Origin of the sequence: Parablautia sp. Marseille-Q6255, assembly GCF_951230155.1 — a bacterium.
Lineage (GTDB): Bacteria > Bacillota > Clostridia > Lachnospirales > Lachnospiraceae > Choladousia.
This window is the reverse complement of sequence record NZ_CATNVD010000010.1, coordinates 68950-84955: the sequence shown is the minus strand read 5'-3', so window position 1 is coordinate 84955 and position 16006 is coordinate 68950. Positions and strand designations below refer to the sequence as shown.

Here is a 16006-nt window from a genome sequence, read left to right as displayed (position 1 = left end):
TTCTTTGTGAACCCTGTTTGTGAATGATCATTCCTTTGTCTGGTCATCTTTTTTTGCCTCTGTGGAAGTCTGCGCTTCTGTCTCGTCGGAGGCATCCTCTTTTCCAGTAGCATCACTGACCGGAACGTAATGACTTTTCAGATAGTCGAGCATTTGTTTGCAGTATTCCGGATAGATGTGTACACCGTCACTGGTGGCGCCCTGGATCAAAGAGCCATAACCGTTTGACAAAAATTCGTTCAGATCCAGATAATAATATCCTTTTTCTTCGCAGATGTCCAGAAGAATAGAATTTATTTTGTCGACATTTGCGTTATTGATATATTCTCCGCTTGTGACCTTGTCTTCTTCTACATAAATAACACTGCAGATGTAGAAGATGGCGTCAGGCTGGATCTCATGAAACCGCTCTGTCACAGAGATAAACCCTTCCTGAAAAGCGTTCCAGTCGTATTCGCCCAGATCGTTGGTGCCGAGCATGATGTAGATCTTGTTGTAGGAACCGCCTGAGAGGGCGGCGGCTACTGTGATATTGCCGTCTGCGGTCTGGATCACATCTCCGCTTGTCATAGAGGATAAGGACATTCCAACACTCGTAAAGAACTGCCCCTGTGTGATACCGGAGGCGTTGCGGAAGCCTTCCATGCGGGAGTCTCCGATAAAGACAGCGTCTGAAAAGTAGGAGTCATCGACAGGCGGATCTGTTTTTTTTACGATCGCCGGACTGGATGGATCAGACACTGTAGAAACCGCAGGACCGGAGACCTCTCCGGAAACAGAGGAACCGCCTGCATTTGCGGGGAGGCCTGCCAGAGAGCCGGAGGGATCAATGGCGTCATCGTCCGCCTCTGTCTGGGCGGCAGAGTCCTTGTCGTCCGAGTGGCTGCCCGGTTTTTTGTCATCTGAGATTTCAGGATCATTCCGGGAGGTGCTGTGTTTCACCATGGTCATCACCAGCCGTCCTTCGAATACGACAAGGACGAGGGTGACGATAATTAAAAGGTTCAGAATCAGGCGGTCCTGCCGCCGTCTGCGCCTGCGTTTTTGTGTCTGCATATATGAATCTCCCCAATTTTTTTATGTCAACAAGTTCATATTATATAGGAAACAATAGCAAAGTCAAGTATTTCGACAAAGATGAAGGGATTTTATGTAGAAAAAAGCAGAATAAAAACCGTTTGCTTCTGAAGCCTATGTATTATATAATGTCGAAGTAGACGATCCGTCTGCGTACTATGGATGGGGAGATAATATATGATTTTCAGCAGTTTGTTATTTTTGTTTCGATTTTTACCGGCAGTCCTTATAGTATATTATATTGTTCCGCGCAGTATCAGGAACCTGGTGCTGCTGCTTTTCAGTCTTTTATTTTATGCCTGGGGGGAGCCGGTCTATATCCTTTTGATGCTTGTGTCGATCCTTGTATCGTATGCGGGCGGTATTGTGGTGGATAGCCAGAAGAAAAAGGGAAATGAGGGAAGGGCAAAAGCGGCTCTCATTGTGTCCTCTGTGATCAGTCTGTCTTTGCTTGGATTTTTCAAGTATGCGGACTTTGCGATCAATACAGTGAACGGGCTCACAGGCGCAGGCTTTGAGCTGTTGCATCTGGCGCTTCCGATCGGTATTTCTTTTTATACGTTTCAGACCATGTCCTATACGATCGATGTTTATCGCGGAGAGGCGCAGGTACAGAAGAATCTGATTTCATTTGGCGCTTATGTGACGATGTTTCCACAGCTGATCGCCGGACCGATCGTACAGTACAAGACGATCGATCAGCAGCTGCGCTGCAGAAAAGAGACCTCGGAGCAGTTTGCACTTGGAATTCACCGTTTTATGATCGGTCTGGGGAAAAAGGTATTGCTTGCGAATAATGCAGGTGTACTGTGGGAGGCTGTCCGGGCAATGTCGTACGAACAGCTTCCGGTGCTTACCGCGTGGATCGGCCTGGCAGCGTATGCATTCCAGCTTTATTTTGATTTTTCGGCATATTCTGATATGGCGATCGGTCTGGGGCATATGTTTGGATTCCGGTTTCTTGAGAATTTTAATTATCCGTATATTTCAAAGAGCATTACAGAGTTCTGGCGGAGATGGCATATATCGCTTGGAACCTGGTTCCGTGATTATGTGTACATACCGCTTGGAGGAAACAGAGTGGGGACACTGCGCCATATCCGCAACATCTTTGTTGTATGGCTTCTGACAGGATTCTGGCACGGCGCAAACTGGAATTTTGTGATATGGGGCATTTACTACGGAGTCCTTTTATTTGTGGAGAAATTTTTCCTTGGGAAATATCTGAAAAAGCTTCCTGCTATTTTCCAGCATGTGTATTGTCTCTTTTTTGTGCTGATCGGCTGGAACCTGTTCGTGTTTGATGACATGAAGCTGGGACTTGGATTTATGCGTGCGCTGTTTGGCGGATATGGACAGGGATTTGTGAATCAGGAGACGATCTACCTTCTATATAATAATGTGATCCTGCTCGCAATCCTTATGCTCGGAAGCACACGTCTGCCGAAAAAGCTCGGAGACCGGCTGTGTGCAGCTTTAAAGGGAAGCGATGTGGCGATCATTCTTGTGAAGAATATATTTTATGCGGCAGTCTTTCTGCTTTCTGTAGCATGGCTTGTAGATGCATCCTTCAATCCGTTTTTATATTTCAGATTTTAAAACGGATCAGACGGTATTTTTAAAGTGGAGATTTAATTAATATGAATAAACGGCAATCTTGGAATATCATCACATTGTTTTGTATTCTGATCTTTGGTTTTACGATCGCGACAATGATCAAGCCAGATACAGAGTATTCGGAATCAGAAAACAGGACGCTGGCAAAAATGCCGGAACTTACGGCAGAGAGTGTTTTGAGCGGAGAGTTTGAAGCAGATTATGAGACGTATCTGACCGATCAGTTTGTTGCCCGCGATGCGTGGATCGGCTTAAAGACAGATGTCGAGCGTGCGATGTTTAAAAGAGAGAGTAAGGATATTTATTTTGCGGATGACGGATATTTGATTGAGAAGCATACCGGGGCATTTACGACCGATACGGCAGCGCTCAATGTGCGTGTACTCGGAGAATTTGCCAGGATGTATCAGGAACAGTTTCAGGATCATATGACCGTGATGGTTGTTCCGAATGCAGTCGATATCTTAAAGGACAAGCTTCCGCCGTTTGCCTCTCCATATGATGAGGAAGCGTATCTGACGCAGATCGAGCAGGCGCTTCCGGAGGGCGTCTGGTTTGATACATCAGATATCCTGCGAGCACACAGTGATGAGGAGATCTATTATCGGACCGATCACCACTGGGAGACGCTGGCAGCGTTTTATGTGTACCAGCAGTGGGCGAAGCAGCAGGGCTTTGCTGTGCCTCAGGCATCAGATTATGAGATAGAGACAGTGACAGAGGCGTTTGAGGGTACGGTGCAGTCAAAGCTTGGCATCGACGCACAGAAAGATTCCATTGAAATCTATAAGCAAAAGGAAGATATTTTCTATACGGTGCAAAAAGGAGACGGCGGAGAGATCGGATACAGTGTGTACGACCGCACAGCGCTTGAGACGAAGAGCAAGTATGATATATTTTTCGGCGGAAATCATGCGCTTGTCAGGATCGGGACGCGAGCCGGCAAGGGGCGGCGGCTTCTTGTGATCAAGGATTCCTACGCGCACTGCTTTGTGCCGTTTCTTCTGGAGGAGTTTGACGCGATTGATATGCTGGATATCCGGTATTATAATCAGAAGGTGAGCGAGCTGATCGCACAGGGCGATTATACGGACCTGCTGTTTTTGTATAATGCGTCTGGTTTTGCAGAAGATACAAGTATCAGCAGGCTGACCTACTAGCTGCACAGGCTGTGTCAGGATTCGCTGGAGACAGCAGAAGAAAAAGCCGGACGGGTGAGCCGGCAGAAGAACAGAAATGAGATAAAGGAGGAACGAGGATGAGCTGCGCAGACAGGATTTTTATTGATATGTGTAAGGATATTCTGGAAAACGGAGTCAGTACGGAGGGAGAAAAGGTGCGTCCAAAATGGGAGGATGGCACATCGGCGTATACGATTAAGCGGTTCGGGGTAGTCAACCGGTATGATCTGCGAAAGGAATTTCCCGCTTTGACGCTTCGCAGGACGGGGATCAAAAGTGCATTTGACGAGCTTTTATGGATCTGGCAGAAAAAATCAAATAATATCCATGATCTGAACAGTCACATCTGGGACAGCTGGGCGGATGAGTCCGGCAGCATCGGTAAGGCCTATGGCTATCAGATGCAGGTAAAGCATCAGTACCGCGAAGGAATGATGGATCAGGTCGACCGGGTACTGTATGATCTCAGACATAATCCGTACAGCCGCAGGATCATGACGAATATTTATGTACATGCGGATCTGCATGAGATGAATCTGTATCCGTGCGCCTACAGTATGACTTTTAATGTGACGCAGGAGAAGGACTCAGATAAGCTGACGCTGAATGCGATCCTGAATCAGCGGTCGCAGGATGTGCTTGCCGCCAACAACTGGAATGTCGTACAGTATGCGCTGCTGGTGCATATGATGGCACAAAGCTGCGGCATGCAGGCAGGTGAACTGGTGCATGTGATCGCAGATGCACATATCTACGACAGACATATCCCGCTGATCCGGGAGCTGATCGAAAGGCAGACGTATCCGGCGCCGAAGGTGTGGCTGACACCAGATATCACGGATTTTTATGCGTTTACGGTAGACGATCTGCATATAGAAAATTATGTGACGGGACCGCAGATCAAAAATATTCCGATCGCTGTATAAGAAAAAGGGAGGAACAAAGCAATGAATATGATAGTAGCTGTAGATAAAAACTGGGGAATCGGAAAGAACAACCAGCTTCTTGTGAGTATTCCGGCAGATATGAAGTTTTTTCGGGAGACAACGAGCGGACATGTGGTAGTCATGGGAAGAAAGACTCTTGAGACATTTCCGAACGGTCTTCCGCTCAGGAACAGAACAAATATCGTCCTGACCAATAATCCACATTATCATGTAAAAGGAGCGATTGTCTGCCATACAGTCGAGGAAGCGCTCGAAGAGCTGAAAAAATACGAGGATGAGGAAATCTATGTGATCGGCGGCGACAGCATCTACCGTCAGTTCCTGCCGTACTGCAAAGTGGCGCATGTGACAAAAATCGACCATGTATACGAGGCAGATGCATTTTTTCCGAATCTTGACGAGAAGAAGGAATGGGTGATCACGGGCGACAGTGAAGAGCAGACATACTTTGATCTGGAATACCGTTTCCTGCGGTATGAGAGGATCGCAGAGTAGATAAAGAAAGACACATCACGCAGCAGATGCAAATGTGGCATGATGTGTCTTTTTGTCTGGGATAATCGTGAAAACAATTCCGAAACGGCTATAAGTCTACTGCTTTTTCCGTGAACTGCGGTATTTCTCTTCACAGTACTGGCAGCGGTACACTTCATTTTCCGCATCTGCCAGGAAAAAGATGTGATCCAGCTCCTGCTCGATCGAGGTGATGCAGCGCGGGTTTTTGCAGTGAATGATGTTGACCAGCTTTTTCGGCAGCGTCAGCTCTTTTTTGGCAACGATGCGGGCGTCCTGGATAATATTGACCGTAATGCGGTGATCAATAAAACCAAGTACATTCAAATCCAGCTCGTCAATCGGACACTCGATCTTGATGATGTCCTTTTTTCCCATCTTATTGCTGTGCGCGTTTTTGATGATCGCCACACAGCAGTCCATATGGTCAAGCTTTAAATATTTGTAGATGGACATTGCTTTTCCGGCTTCGATATGATCCAGAACAACGCCCTCATTTAACTGTCCGACATTTAACATACTTCCACCTCCAATAATGTGAGAATCAGCGCCATCCTGACATAGACGCCATACTGCACCTGCTTGAAATAAGCTGCGCGGGGATCGTCATCTACCTCCACAGAGATCTCGTTGACACGCGGCAGCGGATGCAGGATCTGCATATCTGGTTTTGCCAGCTTCAGCTTTTCACTGTCCAGAATATAGAAATCTTTCATGCGCACGTAGTCCTCTTCATTAAAGAAACGTTCCTTCTGCACGCGCGTCATATAGAGCAGGTCGAGCTCTGGCATAGCGTCTTCCAGACGTACCACCTCTTTAAAGTTCTGGTTATTTTTGCGCAGCACGTCATCGCGGATGTTGTCCGGGATACGCAGCTCCTCCGGGGAGATCAGGACGAAATTTACGTTCGGGTACCGGATCAGCGCCTGGATCAGTGAGTGCACCGTTCTGCCGAATTTCAGGTCGCCGCACAGACCGATCGTAAAGTTGCCGAGGCGGCCTTTCAGAGAACGGATCGTCAGCAGGTCGGTCAGAGTCTGCGTCGGATGCTGATGCCCGCCGTCCCCTGCGTTGATGACAGGGATCCGTGATTTCATAGATGCTACGAGCGGCGCACCCTCTTTTGGATGGCGCATCGCACAGATATCCGCATAGCAGGAAATGACGCGGATCGTATCAGAAACGCTCTCTCCTTTAGCTGCAGAGCTGGAATCAGCCGAAGAAAAACCAAGTACGCTGCCTCCCAGATTTAACATTGCTGCTTCAAAACTGAGACGGGTGCGTGTACTTGGTTCATAAAATAGAGTGGCTATTTTTTTGCCTGCACAGGCATGTGCGTATTTTTCCGGATTTGCTTCAATATCATTTGCAAGATTGAGAAGTTTGTCGAGTTCTTCCACTGAAAAATCTAATGGGCTCATCAAATGTCTCATAGTATCCTCCTTCATGTACACCTGATTCGGTATCGTTTGTGGGTTCTGTAATCGTTCTTCCCGATATAATACAGTATCTCGGGTGGAAATGCAAGATGAAAAGATAAATTTTTCTTGCCTTCATATTTTAAAGAGGGTATACTCATCATTACAATGAAGACAAAAAACAGCAGTGTAGTGCGGATGTCGTGTGTGCCGCCGCAAAATGAGGAGGATATCAGATGGAATACAGAGAAAAGAAACGCTGGCTCTTCTTTGGCCTGCCATTTACTTTTACAACGTATGTTGTGAAAGATGAGATCATCACAGTCCAGGAAGGATTATTGAACCGAACAGAAAATGACTGTTATATGTACAAGATCGTTGACGTACGTCTGGAGACCAGCCTGGCAGAACGGATCTTCGGCCTTGGCACGGTGCATTGCTTTAGCAGCGATGTGACAGATCCGGATCTGCGTATCCGACACGTAAAACGCGCGCGGGAGATCAAGGATTTTATCCTGCGGCAGTCGGAGGAGGAGCGCAGACGCAAACGCACGCTCAATACACAGAATCTTGACGGAGATCCTGAGCTTGCGGATGCAGACAGCTGTGATGAGCTCTGACGATTTTCCGGATGCTTTGATGACCCCGGTGATTCACGTTGACAGTCAGGGGCAAGCTTGATAGAATAGGCAGGGAAAATTTTCAGAGGAAAACAGCTGGAGGAAAATACTGTGGGCAATATAAATATAAAAGAAGAAATTACAAAGAGACGGACCTTTGCGATTATTTCACATCCGGATGCCGGAAAGACGACACTGACAGAGAAGTTCCTGCTTTACGGCGGGGCGATCAATCTGGCAGGCTCTGTAAAAGGAAAAGCGACGGCGCGGCATGCGGTGTCGGACTGGATGGAAATCGAGAAGGAGAGAGGTATCTCCGTCACTTCGTCTGTTTTGCAGTTTAATTATGACGGCTACTGCATTAATATCCTGGATACGCCGGGACATCAGGATTTCTCGGAGGATACGTACCGCACGCTGATGGCGGCAGACTCAGCGGTCATGGTGATCGACGCCTCAAAGGGTGTAGAGGCACAGACGAGAAAGCTGTTTAAGGTCTGTGTGATGCGTCACATTCCGATCTTTACCTTTATCAATAAGCTGGACCGCGATGCAAACGATACATTTGAGCTGCTGGATGATATTGAAAAGGAGCTCGGTATTGCGACATGTCCGGTCAACTGGCCGATCGGCTCCGGGAAAAATTTTAAAGGCGTTTACAACCGCGCGACACGTACGGTCACAACGTTTACGGATACCCAGAAGGGGACAAAGGCAGGTGTGGCGACAGAGCTGGATGTAGATGCTCCGGAGCTGGAGGAATTTATCGGAGAACAGAATAAAGAGACACTGCTTGAGGAGATCGAGCTGCTTGACGGGGCTTCCGCAGAGTTTGATCAGGAGCTTGTCGATCAGGGGAAGCTTTCACCGGTATTTTTTGGTTCGGCTCTGACGAACTTTGGTGTGGAGATCTTCTTGCAGCATTTTTTGAGCATGACGAGCGCTCCGCTTCCAAGAGTAGCGGACTGCGGCGTGATCGATCCGGTAGAAGAAGATTTTTCTGCATTTGTGTTTAAAATTCAGGCAAACATGAACAAGGCGCACCGCGACCGTATCGCGTTTATGCGCATCTGCTCAGGAAAGTTTGAAGCGGGGATGGAGGTCTATCACGTGCAGGGCGACAGGAAGCAGCGTCTTTCTCAGCCGCAGCAGATGATGGCGCAGGAACGTCACATCGTCTCAGAGGCGTATGCAGGAGATATTATCGGAGTGTTTGATCCGGGCATTTTCTCGATTGGAGATACGATCTGCATGCCGGGCAAGAAGTTTGCCTATGAAGGCATCCCGACCTTTGCACCGGAGCATTTTGCGAGGGTACGTCAGCTGGATACGATGAAACGCAAGCAGTTCGTAAAGGGGATCAATCAGATCGCCCAGGAGGGTGCGATCCAGATTTTCCAGGAATACAATACCGGTATGGAGGAGATCATTGTGGGTGTAGTCGGCGTACTTCAGTTTGATGTTTTGAAGTACCGGCTTGAGAACGAGTACAATGTTGATATCCGTCTGGAGCCGCTTCCGTATGAGCATATCCGCTGGATCGAGAATGAGGACATTGACCTGAACAGGATCGTGGGCACATCTGATATGAAAAAGATCAAGGATCTCAAAGATCGCCCGCTGCTTTTGTTCGTCAACAGCTGGTCCGTGGGCATGGTGCTTGACCGGAATGAAGGCCTGGTACTTTCTGAGTTCGGAAGGTAGGAGACAAATTGCTTGCAAAATGAGGCTGTTTTTACTATAATGTATATAAAAGTTCAGAACGGGGACTTAATCTGGAGGTGCTTATGGAAAATCTTGAGCTTCATACACATAAATTAAAAAATGAAGAAAGCTTTGGCGAGGTACGCATTGCAGACGAGGTAGTTGCAATTATTGCGGGACTGGCTGCATCAGAGGTCGAGGGAGTCGCTTCTATGGCGGGCAATGTGACAAGAGATCTGATCGAAAAGCTTGGCATGAAGAGCCTGTCAAAAGGTGTAAAGATCACGATGGAGGAGAATACAGTCCATGTCGCTCTGGCGATCAATATCCAGTATGGATACAATGTTCCGGCGACGAGCTCCAAGATCCAGGAGAAGGTAAAGACTGCGATCGAGACAATGACCGGACTGGAGGTTGCAGAGGTCAACATCAAGATCGTAAATGTGTTAATGGAAAAGAATTGAGAACAGGGAGGCTGTTGCAGGATGCATCCTGCAGCAGCCCCTTTTACAAGGAGAAAGATACGAAATGAAAAGAAGCGAGATCAGGGAGAATATTTTTAAACTCGTATTTTGTACACAGTTTCACAGTGCGGAGGAGGCGCCCGGACAGATCAGCAGCTACTTTGAAGAGCTGCCGCAGATGACGGAGCCGGAGCGCGTCTATATGGAGACAAAGTTTGGCCATATTAAAGATCTCACATCGGAGATCGATGAGAAGATCAACAGTGTATCCAAAGGCTGGAAGACGAGCCGCATGGGAAAAGCAGAGCTTGCCATTTTAAGAGTGGCGGTCTATGAGATGCTGTACGATGAGGAGATTCCGGTAAAGGTAGCGATCAATGAGGCGGTGGAGCTTTCCAAAAAATATGGCGGGGAGGATGCACCGGCCTTTATAAACGGAATTCTCGGAAAGCTTGCAGGCTGAGAGATTCCGACAGTCAGACAGGGAAGACATGCAGAAGGTTTATTCAGTTGGCCAGATCAACACTTACATCAAAAATATGTTCACACAGGATTTCGTCCTGAATCGGATCAGTATCCGCGGAGAGGTTTCCAACTGTAAATATCATTCATCAGGACATCTCTATTTTTCGCTTAAAGATGTATCCGGCACGATCGCCTGTGTGATGTTTGCCGGTGCCAGAGCGGGACTGGCTTTTCGGATGTCCGATGGTCAGCAGGTCGTGGTGGATGGCAGCATCAATGTATACGAGAGGGATGGAAAGTATCAGCTGTATGCGAACCGTATCCGGCTGGATGGGGCCGGGCTTTTGTATGAGCGGTTTCTGGCGCTTAAGCAGGAGCTGGAGGAGATGGGGATGTTTGCCCCGGAATATAAAAAGCCGATCCCGCCGTATGTACGGAGGCTGGGAGTTGTGACAGCGCCCACAGGAGCGGCAGTCCGGGATATTATTACGATTTCTACCAGGCGCAATCCGGGGATCCAGCTCATTCTCTATCCGGCCAGAGTACAGGGCGAGGGAGCGGCAGAAAGTGTTGCCATGGGCCTTGCGAAGCTCGATCAGATGGATCTGGACGTGATCATTGTCGGCCGCGGGGGCGGGTCAATGGAGGACTTATGGGCATTTAATGAGGAGATCGTTGCGAGGGCGATCTTCGCCTGCCGCACGCCTGTCATCTCAGCGGTCGGTCATGAGACAGATACGACGATCGCGGACTTTGTCGCGGATCTTCGCGCGCCGACGCCATCCGCTGCGGCAGAGCTGGCCGTAGCGGATGTCCGGGGGATAGTGGATCGGATAGATGCGTCAAGAAACCAGATGGCACGGATCCTGCGTTATCGCCTTGAGGCATATCGGCTGAAGCTGGAGCGGTATCGGGAACAGCTCGAATATAAAAGCCCGATGCAGCGCGTGCGTGAGCAGCGGCTGCATGCAGCGGATCTGGCAGATGCTCTTGGACGCAGTATGGAACAGCTCCTGCAGGATCGCAGATATCGTATGTCCGTTTATATAGAGCGCATGAAGGGGCTGTCGCCTCTTGCAAAGCTGGAGCAGGGCTATGCAGCAGTGACAGATGAAAAAGGGAACAGGATCCATTCAATCCGTCAGACAGCTGCAGGAGAGCGGCTGTGGCTGTACGTTTTGGACGGACGGATCGCAGTTTCTGTTGATGAGACGGCGTCCCTGGAGCTTTTTTCACAGGAACCGCAGCAGACAGAAAATAAAAAATGACGGCGTGCACAGATGCGGCGTTTTTATAAGGACAGGACGGAGGTGGCTGCATGGAGAAAGAAAAAGAAGAACTGACCCTGGAGGAGGCATTTGAACAGCTGGATGGAATGCTGGAAAAGCTGGAAGACCGGGAGCTTCCGCTGGAAGAATCCTTTCGTCTTTATCAGCAGGGGATGGAACTGCTGGCGCACTGCAATGAAAAGATAGATACGGTAGAAAAGAAAATTTTTATCATGAATGGGGATGGTGGACTTGACGAATTTTGATGAGCAGATGAGAAAGCGTGTGACAGAGATAAAAAGCATTATCCAGAAGTATCTTCCGGAAGAAGAAGGATTTCAGCGCACGCTGCTGGAGGCTGTCAATTACAGCATGCTGGTGGGAGGAAAAAAACTGCGTCCGCTTCTGATGCAGCAGACGTATGTCATGTTTGGCGGAAGTTCAGCAGTCATACAGCCATTTATGGCGGCGATCGAGATGATCCACACACATTCACTGATCCATGACGACCTTCCGGCTATGGATAATGACGAATACCGCAGGGGGAAAAAGACGACGCATATCGTATTCGGGGAGGCAATGGCGATCCTTGCAGGCGATGCACTTTTGAATCTTGCGTATGAGACAGCGGCAAAGGCGTTTGACATGGAGCCGGAAAATCCGCGTATTGGCAGAGCCTTCCAGATTCTTTCCGGTAAAACGGGACTTGACGGTATGATCGGAGGACAGTCTGTTGATGTGGAGTATGTCGACCGCTCGCTGACACAGGAACAGCTCTACTTTATTTATAAGCTAAAGACGGGAGCACTGATCGAGTCCTCCATGATGATAGGAGCGGTCCTTGCCGGAGCGTCTGAGGAGGAAACAGAGAAAATACAAAGAATAGCAGAGCATGTCGGGATGGCATTTCAGATCCAGGACGACATTCTTGATGTGACCGGGGAGCAGGAGGTGCTCGGGAAACCGGTGAACAGTGATGAGAAAAATAACAAAACAACGTACGTGACGGTGAACGGTCTTGAGAAAGCGCAGGAGGATGTAGCGCGCTATTCAAAGGCAGCGATACAGCTTCTGGACGAGCTTCCTTATGAGAACGAGTTTCTGCGGGAGCTGATCCTGCATCTGGTTCACCGCCGTGCATGATGAAGGGTGGCGTTTATCCTGCTGGAGAAGATCAATCAGGTAAATGATATAAAAAATATTGAAAAAGAGAAACTGCCGGAGCTGGCACAGGAAATACGGGAATTTCTGATCGAGAATATCAGCCGCACTGGCGGACATCTTGCTTCGAATCTCGGTGTGGTGGAGCTGACGATGGCGCTTCATCTGACGTTTGACCTGCCAAAGGATAAGATCATATGGGATGTGGGACATCAGTCTTATACACATAAGATCCTGACCGGACGCAAGGACGGCTTTCTGGAGCTGCGCAAATTCGGAGGAATGAGCGGTTTTCCAAAACGGGCGGAGAGTGACTGCGATGCATTTGATACCGGGCACAGCTCAACCTCCATATCGGCAGGGCTGGGATATGTCTGTGCAAGGGATGTGCTGGGGGAAGACTATGCAGTCGTATCTGTGATCGGGGACGGAGCCCTGACAGGCGGCATGGCGTATGAGGCGCTTAATAATGCGGCACAGTTAAAGACAAATTTTATTATTATATTGAATGACAATGAAATGTCGATCTCTGAGAATGTAGGAGGGATTTCTTATTATCTGAGCAATATCCGGACAGCGCAGCCGTATGCGGAGCTGAAAAGCGGTGTAGAGCATACCTTGAATAAAATCCCTGTCTACGGCGACAAGCTGATCCGAGGGATCCGCAACACCAAGCAGGGGATCAAGCAGTTCCTGGTGCCGGGGATGTTTTTTGAGGAAATGGGGATTACGTATCTTGGGCCGGTAGATGGTCACAATATTACCCAGATCATGCGCGTGCTGCGCGACGCCAGAAAAGTCAATGGACCGGTCATCGTGCATGCAGTGACAAAAAAAGGAAAGGGATTTGGACCTGCAGAGCGGATGCCGTCAAGGTTTCATGGAGCGGAGCCGTTTGATCCGGAGACGGGGCTTCCCAGGGCGCGCAAGAAGAAGGCTGCCTATACAGATGTCTTTGCGACTGTCATGTGCAAAATGGCGGCGAGAGAACCAAAGCTTGTCGCAGTGACAGCGGCTATGCCGGACGGGACCGGATTGAAGCGGTTCCGCAATATGTACCGTGACCGCTTTTTCGATGTGGGGATCGCGGAGGCGCATGCGGTGACCTTTGCGGCAGGACTTGCCGCGGGCGGTTTAAAGCCTGTAGTCGCAGTCTATTCTTCCTTTTTACAGCGGGCCTTCGATCAGGTGATCCATGACGTCTGTATCCAGAATCTCCCGGTCGTGCTGGCCGTGGACCGTGCGGGACTGGTCGGAAGCGACGGAGAGACGCATCAGGGGATTTTTGATCTGTCCTACCTGTCTTCGATACCGAACATGTGCGTAATGGCTCCAAAGAATAAATGGGAGCTTGCGGATATGCTGAAATATGCCATCGACTATGAGGGACCGATCGCACTGCGATACCCCAGAGGAGAGGCGTATGACGGCCTGCGGGAATTCCGGGCTCCGATCGTATATGGAAAGAGTGAGCTGATCTATGATGAGGAAGGTCTGGCGCTCGTGGCGGCAGGCAGCATGGTTGCAACAGCGCTTGCGGTAAGGGAGATGCTAAAGGAGATAGGGTACCACTGCACGGTTGTAAATGCACGGTTTATAAAGCCGGTGGATGAAGAGATGCTTGCGTATCTTGCCGGGGATCACCGCCTCGTGGTGACTATGGAAGAAAATGTAAAGAACGGCGGATTTGGAGAGAAAGTGCTGGAATATTACAATGATACAGCAGCAGATGTGAAGGTACTGCAGATCGCGTTGCCGGATGACTATATTGAACATGGGAATGTCGATCTGCTCAAGCAGGAAGCGTGCGTTGACGCAGCATCAGTTTTTAAAAAGATTATTGCACAGTATTTGCAGTGAGAATGGAGTAGGCATGAAGGAACGTTTGGATGTCCTGCTGGTCCGAAATGGTCTGGCAGCTTCCCGCGAGAAGGCAAAGGCCGTGATCATGGCGGGCAGCGTATTTGTAAATGGACAGCGTGAGGACAAAGCAGGAACGATGATTGATGAAAAGGCAGAGATCACGGTAAAGGGGAGCCAGCTAAAATACGTCAGCCGCGGTGGTCTGAAACTGGAGAAGGCGATGAGTCATTTTGACATTACGCCGGACGGAAAGGTCTGTATGGATGTCGGGGCTTCTACCGGCGGCTTTACGGACTGTATGCTGCAAAACGGAGCAGTCATGGTGTATTCGGTCGACGTCGGACATGGTCAGCTGGACTGGAAGCTGCGAAATGATGAGCGGGTCGTCTGCATGGAAAAGACAAATATCCGCTACGTTATGCCGGAGGATATTGCGCAGCCGCCGTCATTTGTGTCAATTGACGTATCCTTTATTTCTCTGACAAAGGTGCTTGGCCCGGTGCGCGATCTGATGGCGGACAGCGGGGATATCGTGTGCCTGATCAAGCCGCAGTTTGAAGCGGGCAGAGAAAAGGTTGGAAAAAAAGGTGTTGTACGTGATCCGAAGGTACACGAAGAGGTGATTGAAAAGGTTGCAGCCTTTGCACAGACGATCGGGCTTACCAGCCAAGAGCTGGAATTTTCTCCGATCAAAGGACCGGAAGGCAACATTGAATATCTGCTCCACCTGTTAAAGGATCCGCAGCAGGAGGCAAGAACACTGGAGAGCGCATTGATCGGGCAGGTAGTATCTCTTGCGCATGCGACGCTTGACTGAGGATGATCCATGAATACTTTTTATGTTATCACGAACTATCAAAAGGACCCGGAGTTTGAGACTGCCGGGCGTATCAAAGAATATCTGGAATCAAAAGGAAAGGTGTGCAGCATCCAGAGAACAGAGGAGGATGCACATCAGGGCTCGTTCCGCTATACAGATGCGCAGAAAATCCCAAAGGATACGGAGTGCGTGCTTGTACTGGGGGGAGACGGGACTCTTTTGCAGGCTGCAAGAGATCTTGTAGAATGCAACATACCGCTGCTTGGCATAAATATGGGCACGCTGGGCTACCTGGCCGAGGTAGAGCACAGGAATATCCGACATGCGCTTGATCAGCTTATGGCGGGAGAGTTTTCGGTAGAGAGCAGGATGATGCTCCACGGGACGGTATATCACCAGAACAAGAAGGTGCTAAGTGACATTGCCCTCAACGACATCGTGATCTCAAGGAGCGGCAAGCTGCGCGTGATCGATTTTAAGATTTATGTAGACGGCGTGTTTCTGACCGCCTATTCTGCGGACGGGATCATTGTGTCCACCCCGACCGGCTCGACGGGATATAATCTGTCTGTCGGCGGACCGATCGTTGCGCCCCAGGCCTCGCTGATGCTTTTGACGGCAGTTGCGCCGCATACGCTTGTATCAAGGCCGATCGTCCTTCCGGATGATGTGGAGATCACGATAGAGATCGTATCGCGCCACAGTGCGGACGGAGACGGAGCGGTAGCTACATTTGACGGAGATACCTCTGTAAAGCTGAATTTTGGAAACAGGATCGTTATCACAAAGTCGGAGAGCAGGGTGCGTATGGTGAAAACGAAGAATACAAGCTTTCTTGAGATCCTTGGAGAGAAAATGAATAATTGATGAATTGGATGATTTTGAAAG

17 protein-coding genes are annotated in these 16006 nt (G+C 49.2%); 14 read left to right on the top strand and 3 right to left on the bottom strand.

What is annotated here, in order from left to right; all coding sequences use genetic code 11:
- Positions 1–27 precede the first annotated feature (27 nt).
- Positions 28–1056 (bottom strand): GDSL-type esterase/lipase family protein, encoded by a 1029-nt coding sequence (locus QOX44_RS09145; protein WP_283682786.1) that lies wholly within the window; start codon positions 1054–1056, stop codon positions 28–30.
- Positions 1057–1254: 198 nt separating this feature from the next.
- Between QOX44_RS09145 and QOX44_RS09140 the strand changes: the two genes are divergently transcribed.
- The 4 genes from QOX44_RS09140 (at position 1255) to QOX44_RS09125 (ending at position 5317) form a co-directional block, all read left to right on the top strand.
- The gene (locus QOX44_RS09140) at positions 1255–2676 is read left to right on the top strand and encodes an MBOAT family O-acyltransferase (RefSeq protein WP_283682785.1); all 1422 of its coding nucleotides are present in this window, start codon (positions 1255–1257) and stop codon (positions 2674–2676) included.
- Positions 2677–2717: 41 nt separating this feature from the next.
- The gene (locus QOX44_RS09135) at positions 2718–3854 is read left to right on the top strand and encodes a DHHW family protein (protein WP_283682784.1); all 1137 of its coding nucleotides are present in this window, start codon (positions 2718–2720) and stop codon (positions 3852–3854) included.
- 98 nt (positions 3855–3952) lie between these two features.
- Positions 3953–4801 carry a thymidylate synthase gene (gene thyA, locus QOX44_RS09130; protein ID WP_283682783.1) on the top strand — a complete coding sequence of 283 codons (849 nt, stop codon included), beginning with the start codon at positions 3953–3955 and terminating at the stop codon, positions 4799–4801.
- 21 nt (positions 4802–4822) lie between these two features.
- The gene (locus tag QOX44_RS09125) at positions 4823–5317 is read left to right on the top strand and encodes a dihydrofolate reductase (protein WP_283682782.1); all 495 of its coding nucleotides are present in this window, start codon (positions 4823–4825) and stop codon (positions 5315–5317) included.
- A gap of 96 nt (positions 5318–5413) precedes the next feature.
- Here the strand turns inward: QOX44_RS09125 and QOX44_RS09120 are convergent, their stop codons facing one another.
- Positions 5414–5854 (bottom strand): aspartate carbamoyltransferase regulatory subunit, encoded by a 441-nt coding sequence (locus tag QOX44_RS09120; protein ID WP_283682781.1) that lies wholly within the window; start codon positions 5852–5854, stop codon positions 5414–5416.
- The gene (pyrB, locus tag QOX44_RS09115) at positions 5848–6768 is read right to left on the bottom strand and encodes an aspartate carbamoyltransferase (RefSeq protein ID WP_283682780.1); all 921 of its coding nucleotides are present in this window, start codon (positions 6766–6768) and stop codon (positions 5848–5850) included. Before pyrB ends, QOX44_RS09120 begins: the two co-directional genes overlap by 7 nt.
- Before the next feature lie 221 nt (positions 6769–6989).
- Between pyrB and QOX44_RS09110 the strand changes: the two genes are divergently transcribed.
- From QOX44_RS09110 to QOX44_RS09065, 10 genes are all read left to right on the top strand, one after another.
- Positions 6990–7373, top strand: coding sequence for a PH domain-containing protein (locus QOX44_RS09110; RefSeq protein WP_283682779.1), 384 nt, complete (start codon positions 6990–6992; stop codon positions 7371–7373).
- Positions 7374–7484: 111 nt separating this feature from the next.
- Positions 7485–9077, top strand: a complete 1593-nt coding sequence (locus QOX44_RS09105) for a peptide chain release factor 3 (protein ID WP_283682778.1) — start codon at positions 7485–7487, stop codon at positions 9075–9077.
- An 83-nt stretch (positions 9078–9160) separates the two neighbouring features.
- Positions 9161–9541 carry an Asp23/Gls24 family envelope stress response protein gene (locus QOX44_RS09100; RefSeq protein ID WP_283682777.1) on the top strand — a complete coding sequence of 127 codons (381 nt, stop codon included), beginning with the start codon at positions 9161–9163 and terminating at the stop codon, positions 9539–9541.
- A gap of 64 nt (positions 9542–9605) precedes the next feature.
- Positions 9606–10004: a transcription antitermination factor NusB gene (nusB, locus tag QOX44_RS09095; RefSeq protein ID WP_283682775.1), complete on the top strand. Its 399-nt coding sequence runs from the start codon at positions 9606–9608 to the stop codon at positions 10002–10004.
- Between the two features lie 28 nt (positions 10005–10032).
- Entirely contained in the window at positions 10033–11274 is a 1242-nt protein-coding gene (gene xseA / locus QOX44_RS09090) for an exodeoxyribonuclease VII large subunit (RefSeq protein ID WP_283682774.1), read from the top strand.
- A gap of 50 nt (positions 11275–11324) precedes the next feature.
- Complete coding sequence (gene xseB, locus QOX44_RS09085) at positions 11325–11540, top strand: exodeoxyribonuclease VII small subunit (RefSeq protein WP_283682773.1); 216 nt, start codon at positions 11325–11327, stop codon at positions 11538–11540.
- The gene (locus QOX44_RS09080; protein ID WP_442955394.1) at positions 11518–12417 is read left to right on the top strand and encodes a polyprenyl synthetase family protein; all 900 of its coding nucleotides are present in this window, start codon (positions 11518–11520) and stop codon (positions 12415–12417) included. The genes xseB and QOX44_RS09080 overlap by 23 nt, the downstream gene beginning before the upstream one ends.
- 15 nt (positions 12418–12432) lie before the next feature.
- A complete protein-coding gene (gene dxs / locus QOX44_RS09075; protein ID WP_283682862.1) occupies positions 12433–14295 on the top strand; it encodes a 1-deoxy-D-xylulose-5-phosphate synthase in 1863 nt (620 codons plus the stop codon).
- Positions 14296–14308: 13 nt separating this feature from the next.
- A complete protein-coding gene (locus QOX44_RS09070; RefSeq protein WP_283682772.1) occupies positions 14309–15115 on the top strand; it encodes a TlyA family RNA methyltransferase in 807 nt (268 codons plus the stop codon).
- 9 nt (positions 15116–15124) lie between these two features.
- Entirely contained in the window at positions 15125–15985 is an 861-nt protein-coding gene (locus QOX44_RS09065) for an NAD(+)/NADH kinase (RefSeq protein WP_283682771.1), read from the top strand.
- Positions 15986–16006: the final 21 nt, after the last annotated feature.

What these genes read in the sequence shown, in the direction of transcription:
- xseA (WP_283682774.1), top strand. Translation starts at nt 10,033, where the DNA reads ATGCAGAAGGTTTATTCAGTTGGCCAGATCAACACTTACATCAAAAAT.
- QOX44_RS09125 (WP_283682782.1), top strand. Translation starts at nt 4,823, where the DNA reads ATGAATATGATAGTAGCTGTAGATAAAAACTGGGGAATCGGAAAGAAC.
- thyA (WP_283682783.1), top strand. Translation starts at nt 3,953, where the DNA reads ATGAGCTGCGCAGACAGGATTTTTATTGATATGTGTAAGGATATTCTG.
- QOX44_RS09135 (WP_283682784.1), top strand. Translation starts at nt 2,718, where the DNA reads ATGAATAAACGGCAATCTTGGAATATCATCACATTGTTTTGTATTCTG.
- QOX44_RS09070 (WP_283682772.1), top strand. Translation starts at nt 14,309, where the DNA reads ATGAAGGAACGTTTGGATGTCCTGCTGGTCCGAAATGGTCTGGCAGCT.
- QOX44_RS09110 (WP_283682779.1), top strand. Translation starts at nt 6,990, where the DNA reads ATGGAATACAGAGAAAAGAAACGCTGGCTCTTCTTTGGCCTGCCATTT.
- pyrB (WP_283682780.1), bottom strand. Translation starts at nt 6,768, where the DNA reads ATGAGACATTTGATGAGCCCATTAGATTTTTCAGTGGAAGAACTCGAC.
- xseB (WP_283682773.1), top strand. Translation starts at nt 11,325, where the DNA reads ATGGAGAAAGAAAAAGAAGAACTGACCCTGGAGGAGGCATTTGAACAG.
- QOX44_RS09120 (WP_283682781.1), bottom strand. Translation starts at nt 5,854, where the DNA reads ATGTTAAATGTCGGACAGTTAAATGAGGGCGTTGTTCTGGATCATATC.
- QOX44_RS09080 (WP_442955394.1), top strand. Translation starts at nt 11,518, where the DNA reads ATGGTGGACTTGACGAATTTTGATGAGCAGATGAGAAAGCGTGTGACA.
- QOX44_RS09140 (WP_283682785.1), top strand. Translation starts at nt 1,255, where the DNA reads ATGATTTTCAGCAGTTTGTTATTTTTGTTTCGATTTTTACCGGCAGTC.
- nusB (WP_283682775.1), top strand. Translation starts at nt 9,606, where the DNA reads ATGAAAAGAAGCGAGATCAGGGAGAATATTTTTAAACTCGTATTTTGT.
- QOX44_RS09065 (WP_283682771.1), top strand. Translation starts at nt 15,125, where the DNA reads ATGAATACTTTTTATGTTATCACGAACTATCAAAAGGACCCGGAGTTT.
- QOX44_RS09145 (WP_283682786.1), bottom strand. Translation starts at nt 1,056, where the DNA reads ATGCAGACACAAAAACGCAGGCGCAGACGGCGGCAGGACCGCCTGATT.
- QOX44_RS09100 (WP_283682777.1), top strand. Translation starts at nt 9,161, where the DNA reads ATGGAAAATCTTGAGCTTCATACACATAAATTAAAAAATGAAGAAAGC.